The organism is Stenotrophomonas sp. JAI102, assembly GCF_013409105.1.
GTDB lineage: Bacteria > Pseudomonadota > Gammaproteobacteria > Xanthomonadales > Xanthomonadaceae > Stenotrophomonas > Stenotrophomonas maltophilia_AA.
Window position 1 is genome coordinate 890,906 of sequence record NZ_JACCCI010000001.1, and the last position, 16,753, is coordinate 907,658.

Annotated in this window: 18 protein-coding genes; 13 read left to right on the forward strand and 5 right to left on the reverse strand. The window is 65.6% G+C overall.

The window, feature by feature from the left end; all coding sequences use genetic code 11:
- Positions 1–17: 17 nt before the first annotated feature.
- A complete protein-coding gene (locus tag HDC96_RS04160; RefSeq protein ID WP_179458870.1) occupies positions 18–326 on the forward strand; it encodes an MFS transporter in 309 nt (102 codons plus the stop codon).
- Here HDC96_RS04160 and HDC96_RS04165 read toward each other — a convergent pair.
- The gene (locus HDC96_RS04165; protein WP_179458871.1) at positions 307–1,500 is read right to left on the reverse strand and encodes a membrane dipeptidase; all 1,194 of its coding nucleotides are present in this window, start codon (positions 1,498–1,500) and stop codon (positions 307–309) included. The two genes, HDC96_RS04160 and HDC96_RS04165, sit on opposite strands and share 20 nt — an antisense overlap.
- A gap of 133 nt (positions 1,501–1,633) precedes the next feature.
- On the reverse strand, positions 1,634–2,818 hold the full coding sequence (locus tag HDC96_RS04170; RefSeq protein WP_218842020.1) for a DUF6708 domain-containing protein: 1,185 nt from the start codon (positions 2,816–2,818) through the stop codon (positions 1,634–1,636).
- Positions 2,819–2,932: 114 nt separating this feature from the next.
- On the opposite strand from HDC96_RS04170, the gene HDC96_RS04175 reads away from it, so the two are divergent.
- Genes HDC96_RS04175 through HDC96_RS04185 form a run of 3 tightly spaced genes read left to right on the forward strand, consistent with a single transcriptional unit; the run spans position 2,933 to position 7,041 of the window.
- Complete coding sequence (locus tag HDC96_RS04175; protein WP_179459610.1) at positions 2,933–4,588, forward strand: acetolactate synthase large subunit; 1,656 nt, start codon at positions 2,933–2,935, stop codon at positions 4,586–4,588.
- Between the two features lie 34 nt (positions 4,589–4,622).
- Complete coding sequence (locus tag HDC96_RS04180) at positions 4,623–6,005, forward strand: aldehyde dehydrogenase family protein (protein WP_179458872.1); 1,383 nt, start codon at positions 4,623–4,625, stop codon at positions 6,003–6,005.
- A gap of 58 nt (positions 6,006–6,063) precedes the next feature.
- Entirely contained in the window at positions 6,064–7,041 is a 978-nt protein-coding gene (locus HDC96_RS04185) for a DUF2268 domain-containing protein (RefSeq protein ID WP_257018584.1), read from the forward strand.
- 82 nt (positions 7,042–7,123) lie between these two features.
- Here the strand turns inward: HDC96_RS04185 and HDC96_RS04190 are convergent, their stop codons facing one another.
- Positions 7,124–7,684: a DUF4865 family protein gene (locus tag HDC96_RS04190; RefSeq protein WP_179458873.1), complete on the reverse strand. Its 561-nt coding sequence runs from the start codon at positions 7,682–7,684 to the stop codon at positions 7,124–7,126.
- Positions 7,681–8,079, reverse strand: coding sequence for a tautomerase family protein (locus tag HDC96_RS04195; protein ID WP_179458874.1), 399 nt, complete (start codon positions 8,077–8,079; stop codon positions 7,681–7,683). The genes HDC96_RS04190 and HDC96_RS04195 overlap by 4 nt, the downstream gene beginning before the upstream one ends.
- 103 nt (positions 8,080–8,182) lie before the next feature.
- Between HDC96_RS04195 and HDC96_RS04200 the strand changes: the two genes are divergently transcribed.
- The 6 genes from HDC96_RS04200 to HDC96_RS04225 all read left to right on the forward strand — a co-directional run bounded on the left by HDC96_RS04200 (position 8,183) and on the right by HDC96_RS04225 (position 12,639).
- Positions 8,183–9,079, forward strand: coding sequence for a LysR substrate-binding domain-containing protein (locus HDC96_RS04200; RefSeq protein WP_179458875.1), 897 nt, complete (start codon positions 8,183–8,185; stop codon positions 9,077–9,079).
- 148 nt (positions 9,080–9,227) lie between these two features.
- Positions 9,228–9,584, forward strand: coding sequence for an excalibur calcium-binding domain-containing protein (locus HDC96_RS18435; protein WP_179458876.1), 357 nt, complete (start codon positions 9,228–9,230; stop codon positions 9,582–9,584).
- 13 nt (positions 9,585–9,597) lie between these two features.
- Complete coding sequence (locus tag HDC96_RS04210; RefSeq protein ID WP_257018585.1) at positions 9,598–10,869, forward strand: serine hydrolase domain-containing protein; 1,272 nt, start codon at positions 9,598–9,600, stop codon at positions 10,867–10,869.
- 95 nt (positions 10,870–10,964) lie between these two features.
- Positions 10,965–11,492, forward strand: a complete 528-nt coding sequence (locus HDC96_RS04215; protein WP_179458877.1) for a DUF6622 family protein — start codon at positions 10,965–10,967, stop codon at positions 11,490–11,492.
- A 132-nt stretch (positions 11,493–11,624) separates the two neighbouring features.
- Positions 11,625–11,972 carry an RcnB family protein gene (locus HDC96_RS04220; protein ID WP_179458878.1) on the forward strand — a complete coding sequence of 116 codons (348 nt, stop codon included), beginning with the start codon at positions 11,625–11,627 and terminating at the stop codon, positions 11,970–11,972.
- Positions 11,973–12,153: 181 nt separating this feature from the next.
- Positions 12,154–12,639 carry a DUF2165 family protein gene (locus HDC96_RS04225; RefSeq protein WP_179458879.1) on the forward strand — a complete coding sequence of 162 codons (486 nt, stop codon included), beginning with the start codon at positions 12,154–12,156 and terminating at the stop codon, positions 12,637–12,639.
- A 3-nt stretch (positions 12,640–12,642) separates the two neighbouring features.
- Here the strand turns inward: HDC96_RS04225 and HDC96_RS04230 are convergent, their stop codons facing one another.
- Positions 12,643–13,536, reverse strand: coding sequence for a LysR family transcriptional regulator (locus HDC96_RS04230; protein ID WP_179458880.1), 894 nt, complete (start codon positions 13,534–13,536; stop codon positions 12,643–12,645).
- A gap of 106 nt (positions 13,537–13,642) precedes the next feature.
- Here HDC96_RS04230 and HDC96_RS04235 point away from each other — a divergent pair, with 106 nt between their 5' ends.
- The 3 genes from HDC96_RS04235 (at position 13,643) to HDC96_RS04245 (ending at position 16,742) form a co-directional block, all read left to right on the forward strand.
- Complete coding sequence (locus HDC96_RS04235; protein ID WP_179458881.1) at positions 13,643–14,701, forward strand: alpha/beta hydrolase; 1,059 nt, start codon at positions 13,643–13,645, stop codon at positions 14,699–14,701.
- Positions 14,698–15,909, forward strand: coding sequence for an MFS transporter (locus tag HDC96_RS04240; protein WP_179458882.1), 1,212 nt, complete (start codon positions 14,698–14,700; stop codon positions 15,907–15,909). The genes HDC96_RS04235 and HDC96_RS04240 overlap by 4 nt, the downstream gene beginning before the upstream one ends.
- Positions 15,910–16,070: 161 nt before the next feature.
- Positions 16,071–16,742, forward strand: a complete 672-nt coding sequence (locus tag HDC96_RS04245) for a carboxymuconolactone decarboxylase family protein (RefSeq protein ID WP_179458883.1) — start codon at positions 16,071–16,073, stop codon at positions 16,740–16,742.
- Positions 16,743–16,753 lie beyond the last annotated feature (11 nt).

Sequence of the window (16,753 nt, forward strand, 5' to 3'; positions counted from 1 at the left end):
GCCGTCGAGGATCCGCAATGCCTGCTGCCATCTATGTGTTTTCGCTGTGCGCCTTCGCGTTCGGTCTGTCTGAATTCGTTGTCGCGGGGCTGTTGACCGCCATTGCCGATGATCTCGATGCGCGGATCTCCCTCGTCGGCACGGCCATCGCGGCCTATGCACTGGGCGCGGCCATCGGTGCACCCTTCATCACCGCCCTGGTCGCCCACTGGCGGGACCGGCAGATCCTGCTGCTGGCCACCGCATTGCTCGGGCTAGGCAGCCTGCTGATGAGTGCATCGCCGAATCTGGTGACGATGAGCGCCATCATCCACATACGTCGGTGAACAGCCGGGCGTAGTTGTTGCCCAGGATCTTCTCGATGCGCGCGTCACTGTGCCCGCGCCGGGACAGCAGGAGCGCCAGGCGGTCGAAGCGATCAGGTTGGTTGAGGTCGGGCAGGAAGGTGACGACATCGCCGCTTTCACCGGGCGCGGAGATGCCGCGCTTGATGCGCTCCTCGACGACGCTGCGCAGCCGCTCGCGGTACGCCGGGGTCAGATCGATCGAGGAGATCATGCCATCGGTGCCCAGGCAGACGTGGTCCTCGCCACAGACGTTGATGGCGTGTTCGATGTGGCGGATCAGATCGTCTGCCGTCGGCTGCCCCTGCTCGCGCAGGAACGGCATCAGGTAGATGCCCGCGACACCGCCCCGCGCGGCAAGCTGGCGCAGTTCCTCATCGCTCTTGTTGCGCGGGTTGTCGGCGAGCGCGGCACAGCCGGTATGACTGATCGTGACCGGATGCCGGGACGCTGCGATCGCATCCAGCGTGGTGCGCTGGCCCGCATGCGAGAGATCGATCAGCCCGCGGCCGGCATCGATCTTCTCGACCAGCTCGCGACCGAATCGGCTCAGCCCGGCATTGGCCGGCTCGAGGCAGCCATCACCGACCAGATTGCGGCGATTGTAGGTCAGCTGGTAGACGCGTACGCCCAGTCCATGGAAGGTCTCGAAGCGTTCAACATCTTCGCCGAACGGCGTCGAATCCTGGAAGCCGTAGATCACGCCAAGGCGCCCGCTGCGTTTGGCATCCACGAGGTCCGCACCGATACGCACGAGGCTCAGGGCGTCCTCATGCAGCGCCCGTTGCCCGTTCCAGTACGCGATGTTGCGCATCGTCAACGCATAGTCGTTGAGGTAGCTGCCGACGCCACTGACGGTAATGGTGCACGCGGTCAGCCCGGAGGCGCGCGCGTCGGCCAGAGAACGTGCACTCAGCGGCGCATAGTCGGTTTCCTCCCGTATATCGAGTGGCCCGCCACTGAGCGCATCGATCACGGTGGCGCGCCGATAGCCCGGCCACTGCGTGCGTGCGGAAGCCGTCGGGGCAGCGGCGCCCGCCTGCGCCGGCAGCAGCAGGGCCCCGGCGGCACCGAGCGCGCAGGCACCCAGAAAATGTCGTCGCGACTGCTTGGCTTCAGAGGGGTCGTTCGTCATCGCGTCCGTGTGGAAATTCATCGGGTCTGTCCCTGCTTGCGTGGCTGGAGGCCGAGTGATGGCGCGATGGCGGCTGGATCGAAGACTCGGCCACCCGGAAGCACCCTGTCAACCGAGCGGATCGCGCATGCCGGCATTTCCTGGCCGCACCACACTACAGTCCGGCTGCCTTGCAGGCATCCACGAAGGTCGCGCCCTGTTTATCCATCGCCGTTTTCACGATCTCATTGGCTTTCACAAGCGCAGCGCTGGGCTTGGCCCATTGCGCTCCCGGCAGTGCCTGGGACCAGGCCACCACTGCTTCCGGCAGCACAGGCCGGTCCCGGCGATGGACCCATTCGGCCAGCAGATAAGGCGCCTTCCAGAATGTCAGTACGCGCCAGAGGTACCAGCGACGAAGCGGCCAGTAGGAGCGCGTGCTGTATCCGTACTTCTCCCGTTGCTCCGGGGTCAGATCGTCGCCGCCATCGTCCAGCGAACCCATCGCGCGAGCATCCTCACGCTCGATCTCGAACGTGTGCATGCCCTCGTAGGTCTTCAGCCGATCCGCGCTCGGCGTGAGGCCCAGTGCCTTGAACCACGGGTTAGGCGCATTGAACTGCTGATGGTCTTCCATGTAGTTGCGGATCGCCGTCCACATGCCCAGGGAGTGCGAATCACTCGGCTGGGACAACAGGATGAACTGCACCCTGTCCAGCGCTTCATCCTCCAGCCCCATGCCGAAGGTGTATTGGCGGGTCGCGCCGTAAGCGGTCACGCCCTGGGAACTGGATACCCAGGCGACAACGCTTTCCCATGGCACGATCAGGACGCGGCGGGTCTTGCGGTCGATGTAGCAGACTTCGCGGCGCTGGCGGTTGAAGCGCACGGGGTAGGGCTTGTCACGCTTGAATGTGTCACCGAGCAGGCCGTAGGCGAATGCTCCCAAGGGAAGCAGGCCGCCAAGCGACCCCAGCGCAAAGACCTGGATGAACGATTTCAACTCGCCCCAGGGATCCGGCCAGTTCTGCGGATAGGCAAGCACGCCGTACAGAACCATCAGGGCCGGCACGCCGACCACCATCAGCACCAGCAACGAGATGGCCCCGGCCAGCCATTTGCTTCCCTCGACCGTTCCCCAGTTGCTTCCGCCCATCTCCAGGAACACATCATTCACGTCCGAGAAGTTTCGACGGGATGCCTGGACCTGGCCGGTGTGAACCGGCAACGGCGACAGGAACAGGGTTTCGCTCAGGCCTTCGACCCGGATTTCACCCGCTGAAGGACGTTGACCGCGGACGTCGAGACCTGGTTCGGCCGCAACCTCCTTGTTGCTTCTCTTGAAGAGACGTTTGAACACGCGCTGTTGCCGGATGGACAACGTTGCATGATTTCACACGGGATAACGACTGTCACCGGGCGGGAAAACAACCCGGCGTATAGTGAGCCCATCCTCACCGCAGGGATCAACGCTATGCAGAAGGGCTCGGATCTACTGGTCAAAGCGCTGGAAAACGAAGGCGTAGACCGCATCTTTGGTGTGCCGGGCGAGGAGAACCTGGACTTTCTGGAGTCGCTGCGGAACTCGCGCATCCAGCTCGTCCTCACCCGCCACGAGCAAGCGGCCGCCTTCATGGCCGCTACCCACGGCCGGCTCACCGGCCGGCCCGGCGTGTGCCTGGCCACGCTCGGCCCGGGCGCACTGAACTTCTCGACCGGCGCGGCCTATGCCCACCTTGGTGCGTGGCCGATGATTCTCATCACCGGGCAGAAGGCCGTGATGAGCGCCAAGCAGGCGCGCTTCCAGATCGTGGACATCGTGGCGTCGATGAAGCCACTCACGAAAATGACGCGCCAGATCGTCAGCCCGGCCGCGATTCCCGCCACGGTGCGGGATGCGTTCCGCGTGGCGATGGAAGAACGCCCCGGCCCGGTACACCTGGAGCTCCCGGAGGATGTCGCCGGTGAGGAAGTGGAAGATGTGCCCGTCATTCCCGTGCATCCCCTGGAACGTCCGATCGCGCCTGCTGCCGCGCTGGATAGGGCGGAAGCTGCCATCCTCGCGGCCAAGCGGCCGCTGGTGATGATCGGCGCGGCCGCAAGCCGGCCGTGGCTCACCGAGGCGCTGTCCGCGTTCGTGGCACGCACCCGGCTGCCGTTCTTCAACACGCAGATGGGCAAGGGTGCGGTGACCGGCGGCTCCAACCTCTACATGGGCACGGCCGCACTGTCCGAGGGCGACTATGTACATGAGGCCGTCGCCCGCGCGGACCTGATCATCGCCATCGGCCATGACACCGTTGAAAAGCCCCCCTTCCTGATGAAGAGCGGCGGCGGCCCCAAGGTCATCCATATCAGCTTCCAGTCGGCCACGGTCGAGCAGGTCTATCACCCCGACATCGAGGTGCTGGGCGACATCGGCCCCTCGGTGGATGCCCTGGCCGGGCGCCTGGAAGGGCGCCTGACGGCTGACGACGGCATGATCGAGCTGCGCCAGAACATCCTGGCCCGGCTCAACGACCGCGCGGAGGAGGACCGTTTCCCGGTCACCCCGCAGCGGTTGGTGCATGACGTCCGCCAGTCCATGCCGGACGATGGCATCGTCTGCCTCGACAACGGCATGTACAAAATCTGGTTCGCACGCAACTACCGCACGCATGTCGCCAACACGCTGCTGGTCGACAATGCGCTGGCCACGATGGGGGCCGGCCTGCCGTCCGCCATGATGGCCGCGATGCTGTACCCGCAGCGGCGCGTCATGGCCGTGTGCGGCGATGGCGGCTTCATGATGAACTCGCAGGAGATGGAAACCGCCGTCCGGCTCGGGCTCAACCTGGTCGTGGTGATCCTCAACGACAGCGCCTACGGCATGATCCGCTGGAAGCAGGCGGTGGATGGCTTCGAGGATTTCGGGATGCGCTTTGGCAATCCTGATTTCGTAAAGTATGCGGAGGCCTACGGCGCGAAGGGCAGCCGGTTGACGGCCGTCGACCAGTTGGTGCCGATGATCGAAGCCGCCTTCGCGGGCGGCGGCGTCCACGTGCTGGACGTGCCCATCGACTATTCCGAGAACACCCGCGTGCTGGTGGATGAACTGCGCAACCGCACCCCGAACGTGGGCTGCGCATGATCGCCTCCGCTGCCATCCCTTCAAGGAGTCCCGCATGTTGACCGTCGTACAGGCCTTCGACCGCGCCCCGATCGCAGAGGTCGGCTTCGACACTGCCACCGCGCTGGAGCACAAGCTCAGCGCCGCCGAGCGGGTGTTCAAGGACCGCGACGGCTGGCTTGCGCCGCACGCGCGCATCGCGATCCTGCGCAGGCTCGCCGCCTTGATGGACGCCAAACGCGACCACCTCGCCCTGCAGATTGCCCGCGAGGGTGGCAAGCCGCTGCCGGATGCCATCATCGAGACCACGCGCGCCATCGATGGCGTCCACAACGCCGCCGATGAGCTGCGCAACTTTGCCGGCCGCGAAATACCGATGGGGCTGTCGGCGGCGTCGGAGGGACGCTGGGCGTTCACCACCCGCGAGCCGATCGGCGTCGTGGCGGCGATCTCGGCGTTCAACCACCCGCTGAACCTCATCGTCCACCAGGTGGCACCGGCCATCGCGGTCGGTTGCCCGGTCATCATCAAGCCGGCCTCGGCAACGCCGCTGTCCTGCCTGGAATTCGTGGCGATGGTGCATGAGGCCGGACTGCCCGAACCGTGGTGCCAGAGCTTCCTCCCGGAAGGTAACGACCTGGCCGAGGCCTTGGCCACGGACCGCCGCGTTGCCTTCCTGAGCTTCATCGGCTCGGCGCGGGTAGGGTGGTCGCTGCATGCCAAGCTGGCACACGGCGCCCGTTCGGCGCTGGAGCACGGCGGCGTTGCGCCGGCCATCGTCGACCGCAGTGCCGATCTGGCCAAGGTCATCGAGCCGATCGTCAAGGGCGGCTACTACCATGCGGGCCAGGTGTGCGTCTCCACGCAGCGCATCTTCGTCCACGACGCTGTTGCCGATGACTTCACCCAGGCCCTCATCGCCCGGGTCGAACGCCTGCGCACCGGCGATCCCACGCTGAAGGACACCGAGGTGGGCCCGCTGATCCAGCCACGCGAGGCGGACCGCGTCACCGAATGGATCGAGGACGCCGTGCGCGGCGGCGCGCAGCTCGCCACGGGCGGCAAGCGCCTCTCGGAGACCACGCTGCAGCCCACCGTACTGCTCGATCCGGCCAGCGACGCGCGGGTGACCACGCAGGAGATCTTCGGCCCGGTGGTGGGGGTCTATCGCTACACCGACCTTGACGAGGCGATCGCGCGAGCCAACTCCCTGCCCACTGCATTCCAGGCCAGTGTGTTCGCCCAGGATATCGACATCGCCCTGCGCGCCGCCAACCGGCTGGATGCCTCGGCCGTGATGATCAACGACCCCACGGCGTTCCGCACCGACTGGATGCCCTTCGCCGGCCGCCGCGAGTCGGGCTACGGCACGGGCGGCATTCCGTACACGATGCGGGACATGTCGCAGGAGAAGATGGTCCTGATGCGCAGAAGCTGAGCGAGACGTGCAGGGCCGGGGACGTCACCCATGAATCCACCCTCCGAGAGGTATCTCCATGTCGACTCTGCACCACCTGCGCATGACCGCACTCGCTGACTCTGCGCGCCGGGTTGTACCACGGAAGGCAGCGACCGCCCTCGTCGTTGTTGGACTTGGGGCCGCGCAAGCGATGCTGGTTTCTCCAGCCGGCGCTGAGCCGCTTGTGGTGACCAGCGACGTCGACCGCTTCTATGCGATCTACGAGGCTTCCGATGGCAAGCCGACAGCGGATCAGCTGCAGCGCGACTATCTGGCGATGGGGTCCGAAGGCTTGAAGCACTTCGCCCGCATCCGCAATATCACCGGGGAGCGCATCGCCAAAGCCATCGCCGATAGACCGGAAATCTATGTCGACGCACGCAAGTGCGCCACGGTGCTCCCTGCCGCCAGGATCCGCGTGGGCCGCGCGTTGAGTCTCTTCTCAGAAATGTACGCTGGCGCCCGGTTTCCGGCGGTGACGGTTTCGGTAGGGCGCGGGCGCCCCGTTGCTGTCGCGGGCCCGAATGACGGCATCAATATCGGACTGGAGGCGCTGTGCGCGACCACCTTCATCAACCCGGATGTCGAAGATCGCTTCGTGCGCGTCATGGTCCATGAATTCGTCCATGTCCAGCAGAATCCCGCGCTGACCGACAAGCCAGACCCCACGGTTCTTGATGTATCGCTTGTCGAAGGCTCAGCCGAATTCTTGACGGAGCTGCTTACCGGTGATGTCGCCTACGCTTACATGGCTGACCTGGTGAAGGGGCGGGAGCTGGAAATCGAGTCAAAATTCCAGGCAGAGATGGGATCAATCGATCTGTCAAACTGGTTGTACAACTCCTCCGCATCCAATCCACAGGACATCGGTTACTGGGTCGGCTATCGCATCGTCAAAGCATACTATTTCAATGCCAAAGACAAGCGTCAGGCGCTCAAGGAGATCATCACGATGGGCGACCCCCACACCATCCTGGCAGGCAGTGGCTGGAAGCCGGGCGTGGTTATCGAGTGATAGCCGTGAGGCCGCGCGACGTTTTCCAGATATGCTCTGATCATCCTCGCAGGATTGGTCGGATGCGGCAGGCCCGGCGTATTCACGCGGTCGGCAACGACACATGCCCGACTGCATACACCTGCGCCGCCGCGTCCTCCAGGACAGGAGCCTGCTTCCATAGCTGGAGGCGCAGCTGAGTCCAGCCAGCGGGATCGAACCCATTTACCACCGCCAGCGCGCCGCGCGCGATTGCTTCGCCCGCCTCCGCAATGGCCTGGGCGCGCAGGGCCGCCAGATCGGCATCGGCGCTGATCGGAGTGAGGGTGCGGCTGGCGTGGCGCGCCTGCGCCAGCCCCGGCGCCAGTTCGGCATGCCACGGCAACCAGGTCTGCACCGCCGGCCGGCCCAGGTCGCGGCACAGCGTGGCAAATGGCGGGCTGGCCAGAAAGTCGGTTTGACCCTGCGGCGTTGCCCACAGATAGAACGGCGCGTACAGATTGACGCTGCCATGCACCCCAGGCTGCCGGCACGCACTGAGCCAGGCCTTCATGCGCAGTTGCGGGTAACCGTCGAACAGCGGCCCCTTGTCGGCGATGCGACGGTCGATCTGCGCCATGTCATGGGCGTCGTCCAGAACGACGCTGTATTGCATGGCGATCATGGTGCCGCCCCGCTGTCATCGGCCGCCGAAATGCCGCCACCGAACGACCAGTCCTCCCAGCCCGATTCGGCGATCACCACCATCACATCCTGGGCGGGAATGCCCGGCGCCTGTTCCAGCTCATCGACCAGTCGCCGGAAGAACGCCGCCTTGGTAGCAGCGGTGCGCGGCTTGCCGGTGGTGATATGGAACAGCACGTACTGATCCGAGCGCGGACCGCCACGGTAATGGCGGTCGAACACGAGTTCGCCTGGGGCATGCTGATGCACGGCCACGAAACGGTCGTGTGGCGGTACCTGGAAGCTTTCGACCAGTGCGCGGTCCAGGGCGTTGTTGAGTGCCCCGAGGTAGGCCGGCGAACGGCCGGCCAGGAGCGAGATGCGGGTAAAAGGCACGGAGAGCTCCGAAGCGGGGCGGGGAGGTGTACTCTCGCCTGCCTGAGGCGTCCTGAAAATCGGATTATTCGGGATCGACAATCCCGCAATATGGGACAGTTATATGCGTCTGACCAATCTCGACATGGATGCGCTGCGCAGTTTCGTGACCGGCCTGGATGCCGGTTCGTACGCGCGCGCCGCCGACCGGCTGGGCCGCTCCACCTCGGCGGTGAGCGCACAGTTGAAGAAACTTGAAGAGCAGGCCGGGGTGCCGCTGCTGCGTCGCTCCGGCCGCGGGCTGGGCCTGACCGGGGAGGGCGACGTGCTGCTGTCCTACGCGCGGCGCATGCTCGGGCTCAACGATGAGGCGGTCGCGGCGCTGCACCGCGAGCCACTGCAGGGCTGGGTGCGGCTGGGCATCCAGGAGGACTTCGGGCAAAGCGTGCTGCCGCAGGTGCTTGGGCAGTTCGCACAGGCCCATCCGCAGGTGCGCATCGAGGGCCGCATCGCACGCAATGCCGAGCTGCTGGACAAGGTGGCCAGCGGCCAGCTCGACCTGGCACTGGCGTGGGACGAGGGCCATGCCGCGGCGGCGCGGATCGCGGCGGTACCGCTGTGCTGGCTGAGTGCGGCCGACGGCGGCCCACACTGGCACCGCAACAGCGGCGAGCCGTTGCCGCTGATCGCACTGGAGGCACCGTGCCTGATGCGCACCCTGGCCTGCGAGGCGCTGGACCGGCTCGGCATCGCCTGGCGGCTGGCCTTCACCAGCCCCAGCCTGGGCGGGTTGTGGGCAGCCACCGCCGCCGGGCTCGGCGTCGCGCTGCGCACGCCGATCGGACTGCCGAGCACGCTGCGCGCACTACCCCCCGGTGCGCATGGGCTGCCGCCGCTGCCGTCGCTGGGCTTGGCACTGCACCGCGCGCCGCAGCAGAGCAGCGCACCGGCCGCGCACCTGGCTGACATCATCGAGCAGGCGTTGCACGCGGCATTGCCTGGCGGTTGGCTGTTGCGGTGAGCTGTTATCTGGTGGACCTGCAGCCGAGGCGTCGTAGACCGCGCCCAGTTCATACAGCCTGCACAGGTATGCACAGGTAGCGCGAGAGGACGAGCTACCTGCGTGATAGCCTTGCCGCCAGGTAGGACAGCCTGACGGGGGGGGCGGCATGGATACCCGAGCCAGTGGGTTCATCATATTGGTTGCGGTCGGGCTGCTTGCATTGATACTGCCTGCCGAAACCCGCGCGCATAGCGGCGGGCTGGATAAAAATGGCTGCCACACCAATCGCGCGACGGGCGACCATCACTGCCATCGGGGCACACCAGCCCCGCTTCGCAACTCCCAGTCGCCCCGGAACACTCTCAGTCCTGTTCCCGCCGGAAGGGCTCGAGCATTTGCAAACTGTGCTGAAGCTCGCGCAGCCGGCGCGGCACCCGTGCGCCGCGGAGACCCTGGATACGGGCCTCACCTTGACCGCGACAACGATGGCATTGGGTGTGAGCCCTACCGTGGCCGCAAGTAGGGTGCCGCCCACCATGGACATCGCCTTGTTGCAGGGCCCCAGCACCTCTAAGATCGCGCTCTGCCACATCCTTCTCAAGCGCCTACGCATGCACGCGACGTCCATGAGTGTTCCCAGTAGTGCGTGGTTTCGCTGCCTCGTTCTCTCCGCCTCGCTTTTTGCCGTGGGCTGCGCGGGCGGGAAGGGCCCAACGAAGGATCTCGGGGCGGAGATCGATGAGGTCGCCGCAGCGCTGGTCGAGCAGCCCTTGCTCCACTCAGCCTCGATCGGCGTCGTGTACCGGGGCAAGAAGGTCATCCGGCATCGCGGCGACATGGAAACCGGGAAACCGGGCGCGCCGACCGATGCGACCCTCTACGAAATCGGTTCGTTGAGCAAGACCCTGGCCGGCACCCTGATGGCCAATGCCGTGCTGGATCGCAAGCTGGGCCTGGACGACGACGTTCGGATGTATCTGCAGGGTGACTATCCGAACCTGCAGTACGAAGGCGACCCCATCCGCATCCGGCACCTGCTGTCGCACACCAGTGGCTTGCCGAACATGTTGCCGGAACGCGCGAACACGGTGCTCGCCGACTTTACGGATCATCGTACGCCCGACGCGCTCAATGCCGTCTATGCGCGCTACGACAAGGCCGACTTCCTCCGGGACCTGCACACGGTCGAGATTCCCCGGGTGCCGGGGAAGGATTACGGCTATTCCAGTGCCGGGACGGAGCTGACGGCACATGTCCTGGAAGTGGTCTACAAGAAGGATTACGAGTCGCTGTTGCGCGCATACCTCGTCGACGCTGCGGGGATGACCGGCCTCAGGATCAGGCTGAGCGATGAAGAGGCGCCCCGTCTTGCGGTCGGCTATCACAGCGACAACCCAGTACCGACCACGCCGATGCCACCGTTGCCGTGGGGTGCATCCGGAAACGCAAAGGCGACGCTTGCCGACATGGTGAAGTACCTGAAGTTCCAGCTGGCCGACGGGCCCGTGGCAAAGGAATCGCATCGTACCCTGGTCACCTTTGATGCCGAGTCCAGCATCGGCTACTTCTGGAACATTGTCCGTGGCGACCCCCTGAAGGGCACTTACTATGCGCACCATGGTGGCGTGCCGCGCTCGCAGTGCTACATCTACATCCTGCCGAAGTACGACCTCGGCATCTTCGTGATCACCAACCAGAGCGGCGACCAGACTGCGCGCGCCCTGGAAACAGCGATCGATACGTTGGTGGAGAGCATCGCGGCGCGGGAGAACGGCGCTGGCAAGGGTGAAGTAATTCCGGATGCCTGACACCTGTCACTTGTGACGGGTTGGTGCAAAGCGAGAATGGACCCATTCCCGCGCGGCGTTGCATCGCCGGCACCCACCCACATCAAGGACTCCCCGTGATCATGCTGCAGCACCTCATCTCGAACACCCCTGTGTGGGTCTGGGCGCTTCTGGTTTTCCTGGTCAGCCGCGGCATCGCTGCCATGAAACCCGGTGAAACCTCGCTCACGAAACTGGCCATCGTGCCGGCTCTCTTCACCGCCTGGGGAGCCTGGTCGCTCGGCCACCGTTTCGGCGGCTCCTGGGACGCGTGGGGCGAGTGGCTGGTGGGCATCGGCGCAGGCATGGCCCTTGGGTGGATGCTGCTGCGACGCGCAACGCTCACCATCAACGCTTCAACCGGGAAGCTGTGGCGCAGTCCGGACTACAGCCTGCTGCCGCTGCTGCTGGTCACGTTCGCGGTGAAGTACGGTTTCGAGGTTGCGCTCTCCGCGTCTCCTTCACTGAGCGCCGATGGCAGTTTCCGCGCGGCCTACCTGCTGTTGTCGGGCGGTTTCACCGGCATCTTCATTGGCAAGTACGTGCGATACCTGCGCGCCGCGCGGCTTGTCATGCCAAGCGGAAAGCTGGAAGCGGCGGGCTGAGCCTGTGAAGCCCTGGCCGACGTGGAACCGGGGCACCCGTGGGGTCAGGGCAGGGCGCGTCGATCCATTCACACGCAGCGGCCTATATTCGCCGCTGTGACGCCGCGCTGCGGCCGAAGTGGAGGCTGTCCTATGAAAACCCGACGCTTGCTTGGCATTACGTTGATGGCCGCAGTGGCGATGGCCACAGCTCCCGCCTGGGCCGACCCGCCGCACCACGCACGGGGCAATGGCCCACCCCCTCACGCCGGCGGCCCCCACAACCGCGATGCCCCACCGCCGGGATGGCAGAAAAAGGCATGGAGACGCGGGGAGAGGCTGCCTTGGGCTGAGGTCGACCGCCGCTACTGGGTGGACGACTACGCGCACTATCGTCTGCGGGACCCTGGTCGCGGTCAGCGCTGGGTGCGACAGTCGGATACCGAGTACCTGCTGGTGGAGATCGCAACAGGCGTGATCATCGACGCACTGCACCGATAGGAACACGCCCCCCCGGCCGGCCGCCATGGCGGGTCGTGGCGTCGCACGCTCAGACTGCCCCAGCCCTCACCTCGATGAGGTCGGGCTGGGGTTTAGCGCGAAGGGGAAGAGGTCGCTGTTGACCTGAATCGCGGTTGAGGTAATAGGCTGCTCAGCCCAGCTTCCTCAGGATGGATTCCCCATGTCGTTGCCGACGTCGATCTGGCTGTTCCAAGCCGTCTACGCGACGGGCTTGACTGTCTGGCTGGCCATCGCCGTCATCGACAACATCAGAGCATTCCGCGAACTGGCCGGAGCGGTGGGCATCACCCTGTCCATGGCACTCCTGCGGCAGGCACCGCCGGTAGAAACCGCGCTTGCGACGCGTGCGGTGACGTCCAGTGTCCTGAGCAGAATCGCAGCACTTGCGCTGCTGGCCCTGAAGCTCCTGGCGCTTTCAGCGATGGCGATGGGATGCTGTCTGCTTCTGTTTGCGAGCGGCATTGATCAGGCCCGTCCGTGGTTGAACCTGGCGCTGAGTTTCTTCACCCTCCTGCTGCTCGCCATGCACCTCGGCGGACTCTGGTTTGCGTACTGGATCCGTCAGGACGACCTGCAGCGCGGGCACCTGATGCTGCTTGTCTGGATCCTGGGCGCATTCTTCCTGTTCAACGGCTCATGGGCGTGAGCGCTAGGCATCCCGTTTGAGCCACGCGACCAACGCGGAGAATGCCGGCGAGGGTTGCCGGCGGTTCGGATAGTAGAGGTGATAGCCGGGGAAGGGCACACACCACTTGTCCAGGACGGCCACCAGCCGCCCCTCGGCAAGGTGATCGGCCACCATCGGCTCGGGCGCATACGCCAGGCCCAGCCCGTCGAGTGCGGCATTGATGACGTGGACCATGCTGTTGAACACCAGCGGCCCGTCGCCACGCACGGTGAATTCCTTGCCCTTCTCCTCGAACTCCCAGGCATAGATGGCGCCGTTCGGGCGGTGCCGGATGTTCACGCAACGGTGGCGCGTGATGTCGGCGGGTTTCCTCGGCTTGGGATGCGTCTCGAAATACTCAGGAGACCCCACCACGACCAGCCGCCAATCCGGACCCACCCGGACCGCGATCATGTCCTTGCTCAGCGCCTCGCCCAGCCGGATGCCCGCGTCGAAGCGCTGTTCCACCACATTGGTGAAACCGTAGTCGACGTAGAACTCGAGCGTGATGTCCGGATACTCGGCGAGGAACCCGGCCAGGCGGGGACGGATGATGGTCTCCATGGAGTCGTCCGTGCAGGAGATCCGCAGCGTCCCGGCCGGGCGGTCGCGCAGGTCGCCGAGTGCCTCGACGCTGGCGCCGATGGCCTCGAAGTGCGGGGCGATGGAGCGCATCAGGCGCTCGCCTGCCTCGGTCGGGGCGACATTGCGCGTGGTCCGGGCCAGCAGCCGGATGCCCAGGCGCTCTTCCAGCAGCCGCATCGAATGGCTCAACGCAGACGGGGTGACGCCCAGGCGAGCCGCCGCCTTGGTGAAACTCTGCTCCTGCGCCACCACCAGGAAGGCTTGCAGGTCGTTGGTCTTCACTGCGCTCATGGGCCAATTGTGAGCTCAACTCAGTAATGCATCAACTTTCAGCCGGCTTATCGCGGTAACGGCCCGGGCCTATCGTGGCGTCCTCACTCCTCCAGAGGCGGTCCGCATGAAACCCACCACGCTGCTGCTGGCGCTGCTCGCCAGCCCCCTCGTTCCACATTCCGCGTGGGCTTCTGACGCGCCAGCGGCCACCAGGACCACGGGGGCGGACAATTTCTACAGGAGCGACCGGGTGACCGGCGAGCGCGTCCGGTTCAAGAACCAGTACCAGATGGAGGTAGTGGGCACGCTGTACCGGCCCGAGGGTCTGGGACGCGACGGCCGCGCGCCGGCCGTGGTGGTCGGTCATCCGATGGGCGCGGTGAAGGAACAGAGCTCGCAGCTGTACGCACAGAAGCTGGCCGAACAGGGCTTCGTGACGCTCGCGATCGACCTGTCCTTCTGGGGTGAAAGCGCGGGCACGCCGCGTCACCTGGTATCGCCGGAAATCTATTCGGACGATATCAGTGCGGCCGTGGACTTCCTGAGCACGCAGTCGTTCGTGGACCCGGAACGGGTGGGCGGCCTGGGCATCTGTGGCAGCGGCAGCTTCGTGATCAGCGCGGCGAAGATCGACCCGCGGATCAAGGCCATCGCGACGGTCAGCATGTATGACATGGGCGCCGCCGTGCGCCAGGGGCTGAACAATGCGCAATCGATGGATCAGCGGAACGAAATGATCCAGGCGGCCGCGCAGCAGCGTCTGGTGGAGTTCAAGGGCGGGCAGCGCGTGTATGTGCCCGGGACCGTGAACACGCTCGAGCCCGATACCCCGGACGTGCAGCGCGAGTTCTTCGACTTCTACCGCACGCCGCGCGGCGCTTACGCGGCCGCCGGCGAACGCCCTGAACTGACCACGCAGCCGCTGTTCAGCAGCCTGGTCAAGTTCATCAACTTCCATCCGTTCAACGACATCGAGACCCTTTCGCCACGGCCGATGCTCTTCATCTCCGGCGACACCGCGCACTCCCGTGAGTTCAGCGAAGACGCGTACCGGCGGGCCGGCCAACCGAAGGAGCTCTACTGGGTGAAGGGTGCCGGGCACGTGGACCTGTATGACCGCACCGACCTGATTCCGTTCGCCAAGCTGACGGCGTTCTTCCAGCAGAGCCTGGCCGGGAAATGAGTCGTCCCGACACCACCGTGGACAGGGGCAACTGGGGCGGCGTACTCGCCATGATGCTGTGCGTCTTCGCGTTGATCGCATCCGAATTCATGCCGGTGAGCCTGCTCACGCCCTTGGCCGCGGACCTTGGCGTGACCGGGGGCCTTGCCGGATACGGGATTGCCATTTCGGGCGCCTTCGCGGTGCTGACCAGCCTGTCGATCTCCCGGCTGGCCGGGACCATCGACCGCAGAACGTTGCTTCTTACGCTGACTGCGTTGATGGCGGTGTCGGGTCTGGTCGTGGCGCTGGCCCCCAACTATCCGGTCTACATGATCGGCCGTGCGCTCATCGGCGTGGTGATCGGCGGGTTCTGGTCACTGTCTGCGGCGACCGCCATGCGGCTGGTGCCCGCAGCACAGGTGCCGCGTGCCTTGGCGATCTTCAACGGCGGCAATGCGCTGGCAACGGTGATCGCCGCGCCGCTGGGCAGTTACCTGGGCGGCGTGATCGGGTGGCGCGGGGCATTCCTGTGCCTGCTGCCGGTGGCGGCTGTCGCGCTGGCGTGGCAGTGGGCCTGCCTGCCGTCCATGGCAGCGGAGCGCAGGCAGCCACAGCGCGGCGTGCTCGTGCTGCTCCGGCGGCGGGTGGTGGCGCTGGGCATGACCGCGTGCGGCGCCTTCTTCATGGGCCAGTTTGCCTTGTTCACCTATGTGCGACCTTTCCTGGAACGGGTCACCAACGCGGGTGATGCCACTGTCCCGCTGGTGCTGCTGGCCATCGGTGTAAGCGGCCTGGTCGGGACACTCGCCATCGGGGCGTTCCTCAGGCGCGGGCTCTACCGCACGCTGGTGACTGTTCCTGCCTTGATGGCGGTGATCGCCGCGGCACTGGTTCCGCTGGGTCCGCAGGTGTGGCCGACGGCCGCACTGCTTTCAGCCTGGGGCCTGCTGGCCACGGCGGCACCGGTGGGGTGGTGGAGCTGGCTGGCCCGCACCTTCAGCAACGACGACGCCGAAGCGGGTGGGGGGCTGATGGTCGCAGTGGTGCAGTGCTCGATCGCGCTGGGTTCCACCCTCGGCGGCCTGCTGCTGGACAGCGTCGGCTTCGCCGGCACATTCCTGGCCAGTGCCGGCGTATTGGTGTTTGCGGCGCTGCTGGCCTATCTCACGGCCGCGGACGCCGGGTCCGCCGCCCCGTCGGCGGTGGCTGCGGAGGCCCGAAGCTGATGAGGCGGATGACGTCGATCACTGGGCAGCTGCTGAGCGTTTGCCTCGCATTCGGTGCGCTGCCGGCAGGGTTGGCCGAGCCGAATCAACACATCGTGGCGCTCACGAAGGTGGCGTCCAACCCGAAGGTCCACTCCGAAACGCATACGAAGGAGACATCGATGAACATCAATCCCACTGACGTGCCAGCCACCACGCTGGATGCCAGGCAGCAGGCCATCATTCCGATCAGCGCCGCCGCGGCAGCCGGTGACATGGCCCGCCTTGGCGAGGCATTGAATCACGGCCTGGACGCGGGGCTGAGCGTGGCCGAGGCACGCGAGATCCTCGTACAGGTGTACGCCTATGCCGGCTTTCCCCGAAGCCTCAATGCACTCGGCGAGATGATGAAGGTGGTGGACGCGCGCAGGCAGCGCGGTATCCACGATGAGGCCGGTCGCGAACCGGTGAAGCCGATACCCAAGGGTGATGCGTTGCTGGCGGCAGGGACGGCCAATCAAACCACGCTGGCAGGTGCGCCGGTCGCCGGACCCTTGTTCGAGTTCGCGCCGCAGGCCAACGCCTATCTACGGACCCACCTGTTCGGGGACATCTTCGAACGTGACAACCTGGATTGGCAGATCCGCGAGCTGGCAACCGTCAGCATGCTGGCTGCGATGTCCGGGGTGGAATCCCAGCTGCAGTCCCACGTCGGGATAAGCATGAACATCGGCGTGAGCGTCGAGCAGCTGCGTGAGCTGGCCGATGTTCTTGACGCGCGTTTCGACCCGCACGCGGCAACGCGTGCGCGCGATGCCATTGAACGTCAACTGGACTCGCTGCGCACCGAGTGACGCGGAGAGAG

What these genes read in the sequence shown, in the direction of transcription:
- HDC96_RS04175 (WP_179459610.1), top strand. Translation starts at nt 2,933, where the DNA reads ATGCAGAAGGGCTCGGATCTACTGGTCAAAGCGCTGGAAAACGAAGGC.
- HDC96_RS04210 (WP_257018585.1), top strand. Translation starts at nt 9,598, where the DNA reads ATGGACATCGCCTTGTTGCAGGGCCCCAGCACCTCTAAGATCGCGCTC.
- HDC96_RS04180 (WP_179458872.1), top strand. Translation starts at nt 4,623, where the DNA reads ATGTTGACCGTCGTACAGGCCTTCGACCGCGCCCCGATCGCAGAGGTC.
- HDC96_RS04165 (WP_179458871.1), bottom strand. Translation starts at nt 1,500, where the DNA reads ATGAATTTCCACACGGACGCGATGACGAACGACCCCTCTGAAGCCAAG.
- HDC96_RS04225 (WP_179458879.1), top strand. Translation starts at nt 12,154, where the DNA reads ATGTCGTTGCCGACGTCGATCTGGCTGTTCCAAGCCGTCTACGCGACG.
- HDC96_RS04230 (WP_179458880.1), bottom strand. Translation starts at nt 13,536, where the DNA reads ATGAGCGCAGTGAAGACCAACGACCTGCAAGCCTTCCTGGTGGTGGCG.
- HDC96_RS04200 (WP_179458875.1), top strand. Translation starts at nt 8,183, where the DNA reads ATGCGTCTGACCAATCTCGACATGGATGCGCTGCGCAGTTTCGTGACC.
- HDC96_RS04190 (WP_179458873.1), bottom strand. Translation starts at nt 7,684, where the DNA reads ATGATCGCCATGCAATACAGCGTCGTTCTGGACGACGCCCATGACATG.
- HDC96_RS04220 (WP_179458878.1), top strand. Translation starts at nt 11,625, where the DNA reads ATGAAAACCCGACGCTTGCTTGGCATTACGTTGATGGCCGCAGTGGCG.
- HDC96_RS04185 (WP_257018584.1), top strand. Translation starts at nt 6,064, where the DNA reads ATGTCGACTCTGCACCACCTGCGCATGACCGCACTCGCTGACTCTGCG.
- HDC96_RS04160 (WP_179458870.1), top strand. Translation starts at nt 18, where the DNA reads ATGCCTGCTGCCATCTATGTGTTTTCGCTGTGCGCCTTCGCGTTCGGT.
- HDC96_RS04235 (WP_179458881.1), top strand. Translation starts at nt 13,643, where the DNA reads ATGAAACCCACCACGCTGCTGCTGGCGCTGCTCGCCAGCCCCCTCGTT.
- HDC96_RS04245 (WP_179458883.1), top strand. Translation starts at nt 16,071, where the DNA reads ATGAACATCAATCCCACTGACGTGCCAGCCACCACGCTGGATGCCAGG.
- HDC96_RS04240 (WP_179458882.1), top strand. Translation starts at nt 14,698, where the DNA reads ATGAGTCGTCCCGACACCACCGTGGACAGGGGCAACTGGGGCGGCGTA.
- HDC96_RS18435 (WP_179458876.1), top strand. Translation starts at nt 9,228, where the DNA reads ATGGATACCCGAGCCAGTGGGTTCATCATATTGGTTGCGGTCGGGCTG.